The 16,402-nt window shown below is 73.5% G+C and carries 12 protein-coding genes; all 12 read right to left on the bottom strand.

The window, feature by feature from the left end; translation table 11 throughout:
- Nucleotides 1–23: 23 nt before the first annotated feature.
- Nucleotides 24–1,124, bottom strand: a complete 1,101-nt coding sequence (locus CP984_RS27065) for an SCO2583 family membrane protein (protein WP_030179774.1) — start codon at nt 1,122–1,124, stop codon at nt 24–26.
- A 135-nt stretch (nt 1,125–1,259) separates the two neighbouring features.
- Nucleotides 1,260–1,883 (bottom strand): SCO2584 family spore wall biosynthesis protein, encoded by a 624-nt coding sequence (locus CP984_RS27060; protein WP_030179771.1) that lies wholly within the window; start codon nt 1,881–1,883, stop codon nt 1,260–1,262.
- Nucleotides 1,884–2,000: 117 nt separating this feature from the next.
- Nucleotides 2,001–3,269 carry a glutamate-5-semialdehyde dehydrogenase gene (locus tag CP984_RS27055; protein ID WP_003986731.1) on the bottom strand — a complete coding sequence of 423 codons (1,269 nt, stop codon included), beginning with the start codon at nt 3,267–3,269 and terminating at the stop codon, nt 2,001–2,003.
- A gap of 197 nt (nt 3,270–3,466) precedes the next feature.
- Nucleotides 3,467–3,958, bottom strand: a complete 492-nt coding sequence (locus CP984_RS27050; RefSeq protein ID WP_030179768.1) for a hypothetical protein — start codon at nt 3,956–3,958, stop codon at nt 3,467–3,469.
- Nucleotides 3,959–4,306: 348 nt separating this feature from the next.
- Nucleotides 4,307–5,404 carry a glutamate 5-kinase gene (gene proB / locus CP984_RS27045; RefSeq protein WP_003986730.1) on the bottom strand — a complete coding sequence of 366 codons (1,098 nt, stop codon included), beginning with the start codon at nt 5,402–5,404 and terminating at the stop codon, nt 4,307–4,309.
- 155 nt (nt 5,405–5,559) lie between these two features.
- Entirely contained in the window at nt 5,560–6,996 is a 1,437-nt protein-coding gene (obgE, locus tag CP984_RS27040) for a GTPase ObgE (RefSeq protein WP_003986729.1), read from the bottom strand.
- 140 nt (nt 6,997–7,136) lie between these two features.
- Complete coding sequence (gene rpmA, locus CP984_RS27035) at nt 7,137–7,394, bottom strand: 50S ribosomal protein L27 (RefSeq protein WP_003986728.1); 258 nt, start codon at nt 7,392–7,394, stop codon at nt 7,137–7,139.
- Between the two features lie 14 nt (nt 7,395–7,408).
- Nucleotides 7,409–7,729, bottom strand: coding sequence for a 50S ribosomal protein L21 (gene rplU / locus CP984_RS27030; protein WP_003986727.1), 321 nt, complete (start codon nt 7,727–7,729; stop codon nt 7,409–7,411).
- A 225-nt stretch (nt 7,730–7,954) separates the two neighbouring features.
- Nucleotides 7,955–11,908: an Rne/Rng family ribonuclease gene (locus tag CP984_RS27025; RefSeq protein ID WP_030179763.1), complete on the bottom strand. Its 3,954-nt coding sequence runs from the start codon at nt 11,906–11,908 to the stop codon at nt 7,955–7,957.
- Nucleotides 11,909–12,158: 250 nt separating this feature from the next.
- The gene (locus CP984_RS27020; protein WP_003987231.1) at nt 12,159–12,902 is read right to left on the bottom strand and encodes a TIGR03936 family radical SAM-associated protein; all 744 of its coding nucleotides are present in this window, start codon (nt 12,900–12,902) and stop codon (nt 12,159–12,161) included.
- Between the two features lie 116 nt (nt 12,903–13,018).
- Complete coding sequence (locus CP984_RS27015; RefSeq protein ID WP_306464340.1) at nt 13,019–13,927, bottom strand: hypothetical protein; 909 nt, start codon at nt 13,925–13,927, stop codon at nt 13,019–13,021.
- A 409-nt stretch (nt 13,928–14,336) separates the two neighbouring features.
- A complete protein-coding gene (locus CP984_RS27010; protein ID WP_003987233.1) occupies nt 14,337–16,262 on the bottom strand; it encodes a TIGR03960 family B12-binding radical SAM protein in 1,926 nt (641 codons plus the stop codon).
- Nucleotides 16,263–16,402: the final 140 nt, after the last annotated feature.

Raw genomic sequence — 16,402 nt, 5'->3', positions numbered from 1 at the left:
GAAGGCGAGAGCCCGGCCGGGCACTAACGGTCCGCGGAGGCCGGGCCCGGCTGGGCGCCGGCCGCCAGCTTCCCGCACAGGCCCGTGTTCGTCCGGCCGCGGGCGTACGGATCGGTGCCCTCGGGCCCGGTGTCCGCGGCGCGCTGCCCGGCGAGCAGCGGGCGCAGTTCGCTCGCCGCGCCGGCCGAGCAGGACATCGGCCCCGCCTGGAGGTTGCTCTGCAGCACCTCCAGGCGGTGGTCGTTCAGGTCGTCGCGCCCGATACGGAAGCGCAGATCACGGCGGACGGTGAACAGCGAGGCGGCGGGCGACCGTTGGCCCGCCGCGCCCTTCGCGGTGGCCGGGCGCACCGCGTAGGCGAAGGTGAAGTCGGCGCTGACCTCCAGCGCGTCCGCGCCGACCTCGGTGGCCGAAAGCGTGCCGCTCACCCGTACGTTGGGATCGGCCAGCTCCACCCGGCCCGGGTCGAAGCGGGTCAGCCAGCCGGTGGCCGCGTGCCGCCCGTCGTCGGCCGGGTGCGCGAGGCTCCGGTCGAACTGGTCGAGCTGGCTGGGCTTGAGCAGCAGCCCCACCGGCCGTACGGACCCGCCCGTCAGGGTGGCCGGGTCGATCGAGGAGCGCACGAGATAGTCCTTGACGATGGACAGGGCGGAGACGACCTGGCCGTCGGAGAAGTGCTCGGTGCGGCCGACGGCGGGCAGGTTCACGCCCGCCGCGCCGACGCGGTACTGCGCGGCCGGGCTCCGCGCGAAGAGGTCCGCCGCCGTGCCGCCCGGTACGGCGCCGGCCGGCGCCAGCGGCACGACCGTGGACCGCAGCGGCTCGGCCGCCAGCGGCTCGGGCGGCCGGTACGGATGCCGGATGCCCATGTAGATCGCGGTGCCGAAGGCGAGGACGATCAGCAGGGCGAGGATGACGGCCTGCCGGGCGCCGCCGAGCCGGGCCCAGGCGTGCCGGGTGCGTACGGCCCGTGCGTGGTCCCCCATGCGTTCCCTCGCGGAATACTCCTGAAGGCGTGCAGCCCGTACAAACGATTCGTCGAAGACGACGGATCGGTATTCGTCCTCTCCGCCTCCCGCGGCGCCCTCGGGGGTCCCTTCGGGAGGGTCACCAGCACCGGCCATACCCCAAGAGTAGGTCTGCGGGGCCGTCGGTAAACGCCCTGGTACGGGACAAGTTCGGCGGGCCCTTACGGAGTCGCGCCACCCACTTGCGGCGCGCCGGGGCGCGGTCGCTACCGCCCGGCGCGCCGGGCGCGGTCAGCGGGCGCGCGGCGTGGCCGGTACGGGCGGCGCCTCCGAGGCGGCCGAGGCGGACGCCGAGGGCAGGACGCTGGGGCGGGCGGTCGGCGGGCCGTCCACGCCGCTGGTCGCGGGCGGTGGTGCCGGATTCTGGGTGCGCCCCCCGGAGGCGCCCCGGTAGACCGCGGAGAAGGCCAGCGCGACCAGCCCGATTCCCATGATCACGGCGAGCACCCAGGCCACCGGGCGGTGCCAGCGGACGCTGGAGCGGTACGGGCGCAGGGCGCCGCCGTACGGGCCGTACGGGCCATAGGGGCCGTACGCGTCCGGGTCGGTGGTCGCATGGGCGTCGGCGGAGCCGCGGCGGCGGCCGAGGCCGCGCGGCCGGCCGTCCGGGCCCGCGGCGTCCGGGTCGGCGGCGAACCCCGGGCGGGAACGGGCCGCGTCGGCCTCGGCGCGGGCCCGGGCGGCGGCCAGCATCCGCTCCACCGCGGTGGGTTCGTGGAAGCGCGCGGACCGCACGAAGTCCTCGTCGAGGACCACGGAGGCGAACTCCTCGTCCGCTGCCCCGTGGCTCGGATGGCTGTGCTCGTCGGGCTCCTCGCCGTCCGGGAACGGCTTGCCCCCCACGTCGTCCGGCACCCGTCCAGACTAGCCCCGGGCGGCCGCCCGTGGGCGGGGAGATACGGGAATTCGGCCGCGGCCCGGTGTGCCGCCCGCCCGTACCGCCGGGGTGCGGCGCGCTCCCCGCCCGTTGGGTCAGCGCGTGTGGCCGTCCCCTGTGACCACGTACTTCGTCGAAGTCAGCTCCGGCAGACCCATCGGCCCGCGGGCGTGCAGCTTCTGCGTCGAGATGCCGATCTCGGCGCCGAAGCCGAACTGGCTGCCGTCGGTGAAACGGGTGGAGGCGTTCACCGCGACGGTCGTTGCGTCCACGAGTTGGGTGAAGCGGCGGGCCGCCGCCTGCGAGGTGGTCACGATCGCCTCGGTGTGCCCGGAGGACCAGCGGCGGATGTGCGCCACCGCGGCGTCCAGGTCCTGCACGACGGCCGCGGCGATGTCGTACGAGAGGTACTCGGCCGCCCAGTCCTCGTCCGTGGCGGGCGCGACCAGGCCGGGCCCGGCCTGCTGCCAGGCGGTGTCGCCGTGCACGACCACCCCGGCCTGGGTCAGCGCCTCCAGGGCCCGCGGCAGGAACGTCTCGGCGATACCGGCGTGCACCAGAACCGTTTCGGCGGCATTGCACACGCTCGGCCGCTGCGCCTTGGAGTTGATCAGGATGTCCAGGGCCATGTCGATGTCGGCGTGCTCGTCCACGTAGACATGGCAGTTTCCGGTGCCGGTCTCGATCACCGGGACGGTGGACTCCTCCACGACCGTACGGATCAGCGAGGCGCCGCCGCGCGGGATCAGTACGTCGACCAGGCCGCGCGCCCGCATCAGCTCGCGCACCGACTCCCGGCTCTCCCCCGGCACCAGCTGGACGACGTCGGCGGGCAGCCCGACGCTCGCGACGGCGTCCCGCAGCACCTCGACGAGGACGCTGTTCGTGGCGTACGCGGAGGACGAACCGCGCAGCAGCACCGCGTTGCCCGCCTTCAGGCACAGCGCGGCGGCGTCCACGGTCACGTTCGGGCGGGCCTCGTAGATGATCCCGACGACGCCCAGCGGGACGCGGACCTGCCGCAGGTCCAGGCCGTTGGGCAGCGTGGAGCCGCGCACCACCTCACCCACCGGGTCGGGCAGCGCCACCACGTCCCGGACGTCGGCGGCCATCGCGGTGACCCGCTCCGGGGTCAGGGTGAGCCGGTCCACGAGGGACTCGCCGGTGCCCGCGGCCCGTGCCTTGGCGACGTCACCGGCGTTGGCGGCGACGATCTCCTCCGTACGGGCCACCAGGGCGTCGGCGATGGCGAGCAGCGCGCCGTCGCGCGCGGTGCGCGGCTGCGGCGCCAGGACGGCCGCCGCTTCCTTGGCGCGCCGTGCGGTCTCGATGACGGGTGAGGAGTGCGCTGATTCGCTGGTCATGGCGGAAAGCCTAGCCGGGCGGCGGACCGTGGCCCGCCGCGTTCCAGCTGGCAAGACGCCGCGGGCCGCCGGGGCGCCGCGGTCCGTCCGGCAGGCCCACACGGACCGCCGGGGCACACGGCCCATCCGCCAGACCCGCACGGACCGCCGCGAACACCACAGCCCCTCCAGCAGCCCCACACCGCCCGCCGCCCCCGTCAGTACGGATGCACCCCCATCCGAGCCGCAGGCGGCGGTCCGTACCCCTCCGCGACCCGCTGGTGGTACGTCTCCCGGTCGATGACCTCCAGGCCCACGATCTCCCACGGCGGCAGTCCGGCCGAGGAGCGGTGCTCGCCCCACAGCCGCAGCGCGACCGCCGCCGCGTCGTGCAGGTCGCGGGCCTCTTCCCAGTAGCGGATCTCGGCGTGGTCGCCGGCGTAGCGGCTGGTCAGCAGGAAGGGATGGTCGTGCGCGAGCTGTTCGAGTGCCCGCCGGACCTCCTGTACGGGGGCCTCGGCCCCCGAGACGCTGAGGGTGACGTGCCACAGCCGGGACGCCTCGCGCCGCTCGCGCGCCGGCCCGCCGTGCGCCGCCGGGCCCGGCCCGGCACGGTCGTCGTCCGTGCCGGCCGGACCGGCGGCCTGGACGCTGGTCAGTGCCCGTTCCGCCGTCCCTCGGGGCAGCGCCCCTGGGCGCCCTCGTCTCACCGGCGGCCTCCTGTTGTGCGTAGCGCTCCGCTCGTCCGGGCGGAGCCGATCCATGCGGTCCTCTTCGCCGGTGCCGGCCGCCGCGGGTCGCGCCACCGCGCCGGGACGCCCCGGGCACCGCGGGTCGCGCTGCTCCGGGCCCCGGCCGCGGGCGGTTCCCCGGCAGTGGTCCGGCACTGCTGTGACGTAGCGCGCGCTCGCGCGCGGGACGGTGCTCCCCTGACGCGTCCCCGCAACAAAGTTGACCAGCCCGCGGCCCGTCGCGGGGGCATTTTCGAGAAGGTCTCCGTGGAAAGGCTGGTCTTTGGGCCGTTCCCGGCCGGTGTCCGCGCTCCCCCGTGACGGGCGTCAGTGGTCCAGTACGACCAGATCGTCGCGGTGCACGACCTCGCGTTCGTAGGCGGGCCCGAGTTCGCGGGCGAGGTCGTGGGTGGAGCGGCCGATCAGCCGGGGGATCTCCCGGGCGTCGAAGCTGACCAGGCCGCGGGCGACGGCGCGGCCGGTGGTGTCGCGCAGTTCGACCGGGTCGCCGGCGCTGAACTCCCCCTCCACCGAGGCGATGCCGGCCGGCAGCAGCGAGGAGTGCCGTTCGACGACGGCCGTCACGGCCCCGTCGTCCAGCACCAGCGCGCCGCGCGGGGTGGAGGCGTGCGCCAGCCACAGCAGCCGGCCGGCGGAGCGGCGGCCGGTGCGCAGGAAGTGGGTGCCGGTCGGGCCGCCGGCCAGGGCCTCGGCGGCGTGTACGGCGGAGGTCAGCACGACCGGGATGCCGGCCGCGGCGGCGATCCGGGCCGCCTCAACCTTGGTCACCATACCGCCGGTGCCGACGCCGGCCCGGCCCGCGCTGCCGATCGAGATGCCCTCCAGGTCGGCCGGGCCGCGTACCTCGGCTATCCGGGAGGTGCCGGGGGTGGCCGGGTCGCCGTCGTAGAGCCCGTCCACGTCCGAGAGCAGGACGAGCAGGTCGGCGCGTACGAGGTGGGCGACCAGCGCGGCCAGCCGGTCGTTGTCGCCGAAGCGGATCTCGTCGGTGGCGACGGTGTCGTTCTCGTTGACGATCGGTACGGCGCCCATCGCCAGCAGCTGGTCCAGGGTGCGGAAGGCGTTGCGGTAGTGGGCGCGGCGGCTGGTGTCGTCGGAGGTGAGCAGGACCTGGCCGACGCGGCGCCCGTAACGCGCGAAGGAGGCGGTGTAGCGGGCGACCAGCAGGCCCTGGCCGACGCTGGCGGCGGCCTGCTGCCGGGCCAGGTCGCGGGGCCGCCGGTCCAGGCCGAGGGGCGCGAGGCCCGCCGCGATGGCCCCGGAGGAGACCAGCACGATCTCCTTGTCCTGGTGCTTGGCCAGCACGTCCACCAGCGCGTCCACCCGGTCGGCGTCCAGGCCGCCGCTCGCCGTGGTCAGCGAGGACGAGCCGACCTTGACCACGATCCTGCGGGCGTCCGTCACGTCCTGCCTTGCGCCTGCCACTGCTACCCCTGCCTGCTTCGTGCTCGCCTGTCCCCCGTCGCGTACGGGAGGTTTCCGTACGGACGCCTTCGTACCACCGCGGGGAAGGCCCCAGGAGTCCGGCCGGGGCCTTCCCGTTCGCGCGCCCGTGTCCGTCAGAAGGGCTGGAAGCCCTCGTACTCCTGCTCGGACTCGTCCCGCGCCGCCTCGCGGTCGCGACGGCGCTGCACGGCCGGGCGGGGCGCCTCCATACGGTGGTCCTCGCCGCGGCGGCCGAGCATCTCGGCGCCCGCCGCCATCATCGGCTCCCAGTCGAAGACGACCGCGTTGTCCTCGGGGCCGATCGCAATGCCGTCGCCGGCGTGCGCGCCGACCTTGCGCAGCTCGTCCTCGACGCCGAGGCGGTTGAGGCGGTCGGCGAGGTAGCCGACGGCCTCGTCGTTGTTGAAGTCGGTCTGGCGGACCCAGCGCTCGGGCTTCTCGCCCCGTACGCGGAAGAAGCCCTCGCCCTCCGGCGTGACCGTGAAGCCCGTGTCGTCCACGGCCTTCGGGCGGATGACGATACGGGTGGCTTCCTGTACGGGCTTGGCGGCGCGCGCCTTGGCGACGATGTCGGCGAGCGCGTACGACAGCTCCTTGAGGCCGGTGCGCGCGACGGCCGAGACCTCGAAGACGCGGTAGCCGCGCTCCTCCAGGTCGGGGCGGATTATGTCGGCGAGGTCCTGCCCGTCCGGGATGTCGATCTTGTTGAGGACGACCACCCGCGGCCGGTTGTCCAGGCCGCCGTACTGCGCCAGCTCCGCCTCGATGACGTCCAGGTCGGAGACCGGGTCGCGGTCGGACTCCAGGGTGGCGGTGTCCAGCACGTGCACCAGCACCTCGCAGCGCTCGACGTGCCGCAGGAACTCCAGGCCCAGGCCCTTGCCCTGGCTGGCGCCGGGGATCAGGCCGGGCACGTCCGCGATGGTGTAGACGGTGGAGCCGGCCGTGACCACGCCGAGGTTGGGCACCAGGGTGGTGAACGGGTAGTCGGCGATCTTCGGCTTGGCGGCCGAGAGCACTGAGATCAGCGAGGACTTGCCGGCGCTCGGGTAGCCGACCAGCGCGACGTCCGCGACGGTCTTGAGCTCCAGCACGATGTCGCGGGCGTCGCCGGGCTCGCCGAGCAGCGCGAAGCCGGGGGCCTTGCGCCGGGCGGAGGCCAGGGCCGCGTTGCCGAGGCCGCCGCGCCCGCCCTGGGCCGCGATGAAGGTGGTGCCCTGGCCGACCATGTCGGCGAGCACATTGCCCTTGCGGTCGAGGACGACGGTGCCGTCCGGGACCGGCAGGACCAGGTCCTGGCCGTTCTTGCCGGCGCGGTGGTCGCCGGCGCCCGGCTGGCCGTTGGTGGCCTTGCGGTGCGGGTGGTGGTGGTAGTCGAGGAGCGTGGTGACGTCCTGGTCGACGACCAGGATCACGTCGCCGCCGCGGCCGCCGTTGCCGCCGTCGGGGCCGCCGAGCGGCTTGAACTTCTCGCGCATCACGGAGGCCACGCCGTGGCCTCCGTTACCCGCGGCGACGTGCAGCTCGACGCGGTCCACGAAGGTGGTCATGGTGCGTGCCTCCAGGTACGACGGAATGTCTCTGTACTAACACGCCAAGGGCGGACCGGCCTTCCCGCACTGCTGCGGGGTAAGGCGGTCCGCCCTCGGAGTGGTGCTGCTGAGCTATCGCCCGATGCCGAAGTGGTGGGTCACTCGGCGATCGGGACGATGTTCACGACCTTGCGGCCACGGTGGGTGCCGAACTGCACCGCACCGGAGGCCAGGGCGAACAGGGTGTCGTCGCCGCCGCGGCCGACGCCGGTGCCCGGGTGGAAGTGGGTGCCGCGCTGGCGGACCAGGATCTCACCGGCGAGGACGGCCTGACCGCCGAAGCGCTTCACGCCGAGCCGCTGAGCATTGGAATCGCGACCGTTCCGAGTGGACGATGCGCCCTTCTTGTGTGCCATGTCTCCTCAGTCCCTTACTTCGCCGGAGCGTCGATGCCGGTGATCTTCAGCGCGGTGTGCAGCTGGCGGTGGCCGATCCGCTTCTTGTAACCGGTCTTGTTCTTGTACTTCTGGATGCGGATCTTGTCGCCCTTGTGGTGGTCCACGACCTCGGCCTGGACCTTCACGCCAGCCAGCACCCACGGGTCGCTGGTGACCGACTCGCCGTCCACGACGAGCAGCGTCGAGAGCTCGACGGTGTCGCCCGCCTTGCTGTCGGACATGCGGTCAACTTCGATGACGTCGCCAACAGCAACCTTCTGCTGACGGGCGCCGGTGCGCACGATGGCGTACACGCGGAACTCTCTCTCACTCGATACGGGCCCACTGATGCCAGCCGCTCACACGGGTTCGTGACGATCCCGTGGAATCCGGATCGGACGAGCGGCCTCCCCCGGCGAGCCGGGAGGTGTGTGCTCAGAGGTTTGGCGTACTACAGACGCCGACGGTCAAGGTTACGGAACCTGGACCGGGGGGTCAAACCGGCCCCGGGCCGCGTACGGCCCGGGGCACGGTCCTGATCAGTCCTCCGTCGAAGCCGACACCGACGCGGCCGGGGCCTGCTCGGCGGCAGCGGTCTTCTTGGCCGCCGCCTTCTTCGTCGTGGTCTTCTTCGCGGCGGTCTTCTTGGTGGCCGCCTTCTTGGCCGTGGCCTTCTTGGCGGTGGTGGTCTTCTTCGCCGCCGTCTTCTTGGCCGTGGTCGCCTTCTTGGCCGCCGTCTTCTTGGCGGTGGCCTTCTTGGCGGCCGTCTTCTTCGCCGCGGTCTTCTTGGCGGGCGCCTCCTCGGCGGCCTCCTCAGGGGCCTCCTCGGCGGGCGCCGCCGCGTCCGGGCTCACGGCCTCGTCCGTACGTACGGCACCGTCGGCGGCCGGCTCGGCCTCCGGCTCCGCGACCGGCTCGGACGCGGGCTCCGCCACCGGGGTGCTCACCTCGGCGGCCTGCGCGGTGTCCTCGACGGTCTCGGAGACCTTCGGCGAGCCCGCCGGAGCGGACGCCTTACGGGTGGCCCGGCGGCGCGGCCTGGCCGGCGCGGGCTCCGCGGCGGGCGCCTCCGCGACGGGCTCCGGCTCGGGGGCCGGGGCCGGCGCGGTCTCCAGCACGATCGCGGCGGCCTCGGACGCCTTGGGCGCGCCCGCCGGAGCGGTCGCCTTGCGGCTCGCGCGACGGCGGCCCCGGCCGCGTACACCGGCTGCCGCCTCGGCCTCGGCCGGGCTGCCGAACCACTCGTCGGTGCCGTCCACCGCGGGCCGCAGCTCCGCCTCGGTCACCGCGACCGGCTCCAGCTCCGGGTGCTCGTCGGCCCGTGCGGCCTCCGCCTCGGGCTGCTCGTCCTGGTGCTGGTGGTCGTGGTGCTGGTGGTCCTGGCCGGACCCGCCCGACTTGCCCTTCTTCTTGCGCTTGCCGCCACCGCCGCCACCGGCCGAGGACGGCTGGTCCATGTGGACGATGACGCCGCGGCCGTTGCAGTGCACGCACGGCTCGGAGAAGGACTCCAGCAGGCCCTGGCCGACCCGCTTGCGGGTCATCTGGACCAGGCCCAGCGAGGTGACCTCGGCGACCTGGTGCTTCGTACGGTCGCGGCCCAGGCACTCCAGCATCCGCCGCAGCACCAGGTCCCGGTTGGACTCCAGGACCATGTCGATGAAGTCGATGACGACGATGCCGCCCAGGTCGCGCAGCCGCAGCTGGCGCACGATCTCCTCGGCCGCCTCCAGGTTGTTCCTGGTCACGGTCTCTTCGAGGTTGCCGCCCTGGCCGGTGAACTTTCCGGTGTTCACGTCGATGACGACCATGGCCTCGGTCTTGTCGATCACCAGCGAGCCGCCGGAGGGCAGCCAGACCTTGCGGTCCAGCGCCTTCATCAGCTGCTCGTCGATGCGGTACGTCGCGAAGACGTCGACGTCCGAGGTCCACTTCTGGAGGCGGTCGACCAGGTCGGGGGCGACGTGCGAGACATAGCCGTGGATGGTCTGCCACGCCTCGTCACCGCTGACGATGACCTTGGAGAAGTCCTCGTTGAAGATGTCGCGGACGACCCGGACGGTCATGTCGGGCTCGCCGTACAGCAGGCTCGGCGAGCTGGTGGAGCCCGCCTTGGCCTTCTTCTGGATGTCCTCCCACTGCGCCTGGAGGCGCTCCACGTCGCGGCGCAGCTCGTCCTCGCTGGCGCCCTCCGCGGCGGTACGGACGATGACGCCCGCGTCCTCGGGAACGATCTTCTTCAGGATCTGCTTCAGACGCGCCCGCTCGGTGTCCGGCAGCTTGCGGCTGATACCGGTCATCGAGCCCTCGGGCACGTAGACCAGGTAGCGGCCGGGCAGCGAGACCTGGCTGGTCAGCCGGGCGCCCTTGTGGCCGATCGGGTCCTTGGTGACCTGCACCAGCACGGACTGGCCGGACTTCAGCGCGGTCTCGATGCGGCGCGGCCCGTTGGCCATGCCGAGCGCCTCGAAGTTGACCTCGCCCGCGTACAGCACGGCGTTGCGGCCCTTGCCGATGTCGACGAAGGCGGCCTCCATCGACGGGAGGACGTTCTGCACCTTGCCGAGGTAGACGTTGCCTACGTACGAGGTCGCCTGCTCCTTGTTGACGTAGTGCTCGACGAGCACGTTGTCCTCAAGGACGCCGATCTGGGTGCGCTCGCCGCTCTGGCGGACGACCATGACGCGCTCGACGGCCTCGCGGCGCGCCAGGAACTCCGCCTCGGTGATGATCGGCACCCGGCGGCGGCCCTGCTCGCGGCCCTCGCGGCGGCGCTGCTTCTTGGCCTCCAGACGCGTCGAGCCCTTGATGGACTGGACCTCGTCGGACGGCTCGTCCTTCTTGCGCGGCTCGCGGACCTTGACGACCGTACGCTCCGGGTCGTCGCCCTGGTGGGCGGCGTCCCCGTCGCCGAGGTCACCGCTGCGACGGCGGCGGCGACGGCGCCGACGGCTGCTGGCGGAACCGGCGCCCGGCTGCTCGTCCTCCTCGGCGGCGGGCTCGGCCTGCTCGGCCGGCTCCTCCTCCGCGGCCTGCTGCCCGGCGTCGGCCTGGCGGCCCTCGCCGGTCTGCTCGTCGGTGCCGTCGGCGGCCTCGCCACGGCGACGGCGGCGGCCACCGCGACGACGACGGCGGGAGGGGCGGTCGCCCGACTCGTCGTCGCCCTGCGCGGCCTCGGCCTGCTCGTCGTCGGAGTCGTCGTCGGCCTCGTCCTCGGCCTCGTCGACGTACTGGGCGTCCCGGGCGGGCGCCTGCTGGACGACCTGCTGCTCGGCCTCGGCGGCAGCGCCCCGGCGGCGACGGCGGCGGTTGCCGGTCGCGGGCTGCTCCTCCTCCTCGGCGGCGGGCTCGGCCTGCTCGGCGGCGGCTGCGGCGGCGGCCGCGGCGGTCTCCGGGGTCTGGAACATCGGCTCGGTGAAGACCGGCGCCTGGAACACGACCGTCGGCGCGCGCCGCTCGCGGCGGCGGCTGCCGCGTACGGGCTCCTCGGGCGCGGCCTCGGCCTCGGCGCGCGACTCCGCGGCGGGCTGCTCCTGCTTCGCGGCCGGAGCCTCGGAAGCGCGCTCCGCGCGGCGGCGCGAACGGCGGCGGGGCGCCTCGGTGGCCTGCTCGGCTGCCGGGGTCTCCGCCTCGGCAGACTCGGCGGCCGGGGCGCTTTCCACGGCGTCGGCGGCCTGCGGGGAGCCCGAGGGGGCGGTGGCCTTACGGGTCGCGCGGCGGCGCGTACGGGCGGGCTTGGTGTCCTCGGCGGGCGCGGCGGCGGTCTCAGCGGCCTCGGCGGTCTCCTCGGCCTCTTCCTCGTCCTCGGCCTGCGCCGCGGCGTCCGTGCTCGCGGGCTCGGCGCTCTGCGGCTCCGTGGCGCCCTGCGGCGGACCGGCCGGGGCGGTGGCCTTACGGGTCGCGCGGCGACGCGTACGGGCGGGCTTGGTCTCCTCGGCGGGCGCGGCGGCCGGAGCCTCGTCGGCGGGGACGGTGTCCTCGGCGGCGGGCGCGGTGTCCTCGGCGGCCTGCGGCGCGGCGGCGGTCTTAGCGGCCTCGGCCGCGGGCGGACCGGCCGGCGCGGAGGCGCGGCGGGTGGCACGGCGGCGGGGCCGGGCGCGCGGCGCCTCGTCCTCGGCGGCGGGCTGCTCCGGCTGCGCGGCCGGGGCCTCGGGCGCGCTCTCCGCGACCTCGCCGGCCTGCGGGGAGCCCGCGGGGGCGGTGGCCTTACGGGTCGCACGGCGGCGCGTACGGGCGGGCTTGGCGTCGTCGCCGGAGACCACCGCGGTGGCGGCGCCCGTATCGTCCTGCGCGGCGCTCGCGGGCGTGGCGGCGGCGCCGCTGTCGGCGGTCACCGGGGCCTCGGCCGGCGTGCTCGCCGCCGTGGGCGGACCGGCCGGCCGGGAGGCGGCGCGGCGCCGGCGGCGCGGCGGCAGCGTGTCGCTGGGGGTGCTGCCCTCGGAAAGCTGTTCCGCAGGGCCGCTGGATTCGTTGGGCTCAATGGGTTCGAGCATGCGGGCGGTTCTCCCGTCACGCTCCCGGGCGCCGCGCCTGGTTCCGGACGCGGCCCGCGTGATGTGCGCGGTGCCGCCCTCCGGGGCGCGGGCGCCGCACGGGAGCTGTCGTCTCGCTCGCCGGGCCCGTCTGGCGGGACCGGCGAAAGTCTGCTGGTCAGTGCGTCTGCCGGACCGGGGTGGCTCCCTGGTTGATCGGCGACGCGACGACGGCGGTCCTGCTACCGGACCGTCCGGCGCCTCGCGGCACTCAGCCGGCGGCCGTCGTTGTGTCGGCCTCGGCAGCGTCGCGGTCGGGCGCGAGCGGGTCGGTCACCGCGCCGGTCTCCTCATCGAGCAGCCCCTGCGCCAGCCTGGTCACCGCAGCGGGGACCGGCGGCGCCAGGTCGGCCGTAGCTCGGAGGCCGGACAGGACGTCGTCGGGTCGTACGGCAGGTGTCGCATGCCGAACAACCAGCCGCAGTATCGCACAGGCATCGCCACCCGGCCTATCGCCCTCGGGCGCCGCGGCTTCGAGGCGGGCCACCGCGGCCCGCGCGTCGAAGGTCCGGATGCCGTTCTTCGTACGGCGTTCGACCTGCACTTCCTCGGCGGCGAGGAAGGTTTCGACGGCGTGTGCCGCGTCGGCGGGAGCGACGCCGTCCAGGCGCAGCTCCCACACCGACGCCTGGAGCCGGTCGGCAAGCCCGGACGTACGGGCCTCGACCGCGTCGGTGATGTCCAGGCCCGCCGGCAGCGACTCGTCCAGCAGGGTGCGGAGCATGTCCGGGTCGCGGCGCTCGGCGAGCTGGATCTCCAGGTACTCGGCCTCGCTGCCGGTACCGGTCGGCGCGGCGTTGGCGTACGACACCTTGGGGTGCGGGGTGAAGCCCGCCGAATACGCCATGGGGACCTCGGCGCGGCGCAGCGCCCGCTCGAAAGCGCGCTGGAAGTCGCGGTGGCTGGTGAACCGGAGGCGGCCGCGCTTGGTGTAGCGCAGTCGGATGCGCTGCACCGCCGGTGCGGGCGGCGGGCCTTCGGGCTGTCGCTTGCCCAGTGTTACTTCTCCTTGGTGTGAGGGCGCTACTGGACGTCACCCCCGCGTGGGGCGGGGACGGTCCCGGATGACGCCTACCCAGCGTCGCCCAGTCCGGGCCCCCGCGTGGGCGGGGACACGTCGCGCCCGGACGTCTTACCTAGAGTACGTGCCGTCGGTACCGACTGTTCCCGCCGGGGCTCGGGCACCACGCCCGGCTCCGGCCGCTCCGGCGCCCCGGAACCCCCGAACACGGCCCGCCGGATCTCGGCGCGGGTCCGGCGTACGGACTCCCGCGCGGCGCCCAGCGCACGGCGTACGGACCGGCCCGCCTCGCGTACGGCGTTGCGCACCGGGCGCCACAGCACGTCCCGTACGGCGTGGCCGACCGGGGTGAGGACGGCGCGGTAGACCCACCGGAACGGCTCGACGAAGACCCACCGCAGGAGTGTGCCGACGAACCGGCCGACAGCCCGGGAGACGTACCCGGCCACCCGCCAGGCATGCCCGAAGGCGGCGCCGGTCTCGCGCGCCACCCCGGTGACGGCCGTCCCGATCGCCCGGCCGGCCGGGGCCAGGACGTACCGCCACACCGCGACGGCCGGCACGACGACCGTCCACCGTACGAGTGCGGCGACGGCGGCACCGATGCCGCGGACCACCCAGGCGATGCCGTGCCCGACCGGCGTCAGTACGCGCCGGTAGCACCACCGGGCGGGAAGCACGACCAGATGAAGACCGAGCCAGGCGAAGCCCGCGCCCAGCCCCCGGAACACCCACAGGACGGCGTGACCGACCGGCGTCAGCACCCGGCGGTGGATCCAGAGCGCCGGCACCACGATCAGGTGATGCGCCAGCCAGGCCACGGCCACACCGACGGCCGTGCCGACCGGCACCAGCACATACCGCCACAACCCGACCCACGGCCAGTAGAAGAACGCTTTCCCCACCCAGCCCAGCACCACCCCGAAGGCCCGCAAAGTCCAGGCAATGCCATGCCCCACCGGAGTAAGAATCCACCGATACACCCAGATCAGCGGCGCAACGACCAGAACCCGCCCCACCCAGGCAAGCCCACGCCCAACAGGCCGAAGCACCCCCCGCTCAATCCCCCGCGCACCAGCAACCACCAGATCCCACACCAACCGCACCGGCACCACAAACACCAGCACCACAACCCGAACCGGCACCCGAACCAGCCGGATCAGACACCCCTCCCCCGGCTGGTAGGGCGCGGGCACCCGCTCCCGTACGGGCACCCGGCCCTCTTCATGCTCCTTGGACAGCGACGGCCCACTCGTGGGCTCCATATGACTTTCTCCCCCTCGCACCCGATATGGGCACTGTCGCGTACATGCCGCGGCCCGGCTCCCGCATCACGCGGGGCCGGGCCGGGGCACGTACCTGGAACGCTTACTTGACGACGGTCAGCGGCAGCAGTTTCTTGCCGGTCGGGCCGATCTGGATCTCGGTGTCCATCTGCGGACACACCCCGCAATCGAAGCAAGGCGTCCACCGGCAGTCCTCGACCTCGGTCTCGTCGAGGGCGTCCTGCCAGTCTTCCCAGAGCCAGTCCTTGTCCAGGCCGGAGTCGAGGTGGTCCCAGGGGAGGACCTCCTCGTAGGTGCGTTCGCGGGTGGTGTACCAGGCGACGTCGACGCCGTACTCGGGCAGCGTCTCCTCGGCGGCCTTCATCCAGCGGTCGTACGAGAAGTGTTCGCGCCAGCCGTCGAAGCGGCCACCGTCCTCGTAGACGGCGCGGATGACGGCGCCGACGCGGCGGTCGCCGCGGGAGAGCAGGCCCTCGACGATGCCGGGCTTGCCGTCGTGGTAGCGGAAGCCGATGGAGCGGCCGTACTTCTTGTCGCCGCGGATCTTGTCGCGCAGCTTCTCCAGGCGGGCGTCGGTCTCCTCGGCGGACAGCTGCGGCGCCCACTGGAACGGCGTGTGCGGCTTGGGCACGAAGCCGCCGATGGAGACGGTGCAGCGGATGTCGTTGGACTTGGCGACCTCGCGGCCCTTGGCGATGACGTTGACCGCCATGTCGCCGATCTGGAGGACGTCCTCGTCGGTCTCGGTGGGCAGGCCGCACATGAAGTACAGCTTCACCTGCCGCCAGCCGTTGCCGTAGGCGGTGGCGACGGTGCGGATCAGGTCCTCTTCGGAGACCATCTTGTTGATGACCTTGCGCATCCGCTCACTGCCGCCCTCGGGCGCGAAGGTCAGTCCCGAGCGTCGGCCGTTGCGCGTCAGCTCATTGGCAAGATCGACGTTGAAGGCGTCGACGCGGGTCGACGGCAGCGACAGACCGATCTTGTCTTCCTCGTACCGGTCGGCGAGGCCCTTGGCGATGTCGCCGATCTCGGTGTGGTCCGCGGAGGACAGCGACAGCAGGCCGACCTCCTCGAATCCCGTGGCCTTGAGGCCCTTGTCCACCATCTCGCCGATGCCGGTGATGCTTCGCTCCCGCACGGGGCGCGTGATCATGCCGGCCTGGCAGAAACGGCAGCCGCGGGTGCAGCCACGGAAGATCTCGACCGACATCCGTTCGTGGACGGTCTCGGCCAGGGGGACGAGGGGCTGCTTGGGGTAGGGCCACTCGTCCAGGTCCATGACGGTGTGCTTGGACACCCGCCACGGGACGCCGGAGCGGTTGGGCACGACGCGCGAGATGCGCCCGTCGGGCAGGTACTCCACGTCGTAGAACTTGGGGACGTACACGCTGCCGGTCTTCGCGAGGCGGAACAGCAGCTCGTCGCGCCCGCCCGGACGACCCTCGGCCTTCCAGGCGCGGATGATGTCGCTGATCTCCAGGACGGCCTGCTCGCCGTCGCCGACGACCGCGCAGTCCAGGAAGTCGGCGATCGGCTCCGGGTTGAACGCCGCGTGGCCGCCCGCGAGGATCAGCGGGTGCTCCTCCGTACGGTCCTTGGCCTCGATCGGGATGCCCGAGAGGTCCAGGGCGGTGAGCAGGTTGGTGTAGCCCAGCTCGGTGGAGAAGGAGACGCCGAGCACGTCGAAGGCGCTCACCGGGCGGTGCGCGTCGACGGTGAACTGCGGCACGTCGTGCTCGCGCATCAGCGCTTCGAGGTCCGGCCACACGCTGTAGGTGCGCTCGGCCAGGATGCCCTCGCGCTCGTTGAGGACCTCGTAAAGGATCATGACGCCCTGGTTGGGCAGCCCGACCTCGTAGGCGTCCGGGTACATCAGCGCCCAGCGCACATCGCAGGCATCCCAGTCTTTGACGGTGGAGTTGAGCTCGCCACCGACGTACTGGATGGGCTTCTGGACATGCGGGAGAAGCGCTTCCAGGCGCGGGAAGACCGTCTCGACAGGCATCGCGGCGTCTTTCATGAGCTGGCAGGGGTGACCATCCAGCGTACCCCGGGAACGGGGTGCCGTTGACGGGCCGCATCCGGGAGGCATCGATGATGGGCGGGCGGTTATCGCATGGCTGCGGTGGGTCACGGGCGGGCGGC

Origin of the sequence: Streptomyces rimosus (assembly GCF_008704655.1) — a bacterium.
GTDB lineage: Bacteria > Actinomycetota > Actinomycetes > Streptomycetales > Streptomycetaceae > Streptomyces > Streptomyces rimosus.
Note: the sequence above shows the minus strand (reverse complement) of the source record. Positions and strands in the feature narration are given on the sequence as shown.

Coding starts and splice junctions, on each gene's coding strand:
- CP984_RS27010 (WP_003987233.1), bottom strand. CDS start 16,262: ATGCCTGTCGAGACGGTCTTCCCGCGCCTGGAAGCGCTTCTCCCGCAT.
- CP984_RS27055 (WP_003986731.1), bottom strand. CDS start 3,269: ATGACCAGCGAATCAGCGCACTCCTCACCCGTCATCGAGACCGCACGG.
- rpmA (WP_003986728.1), bottom strand. CDS start 7,394: ATGGCACACAAGAAGGGCGCATCGTCCACTCGGAACGGTCGCGATTCC.
- CP984_RS27065 (WP_030179774.1), bottom strand. CDS start 1,124: ATGGCCGGTGCTGGTGACCCTCCCGAAGGGACCCCCGAGGGCGCCGCG.
- obgE (WP_003986729.1), bottom strand. CDS start 6,996: ATGACCACCTTCGTGGACCGCGTCGAGCTGCACGTCGCCGCGGGTAAC.
- CP984_RS27025 (WP_030179763.1), bottom strand. CDS start 11,908: ATGCTCGAACCCATTGAGCCCAACGAATCCAGCGGCCCTGCGGAACAG.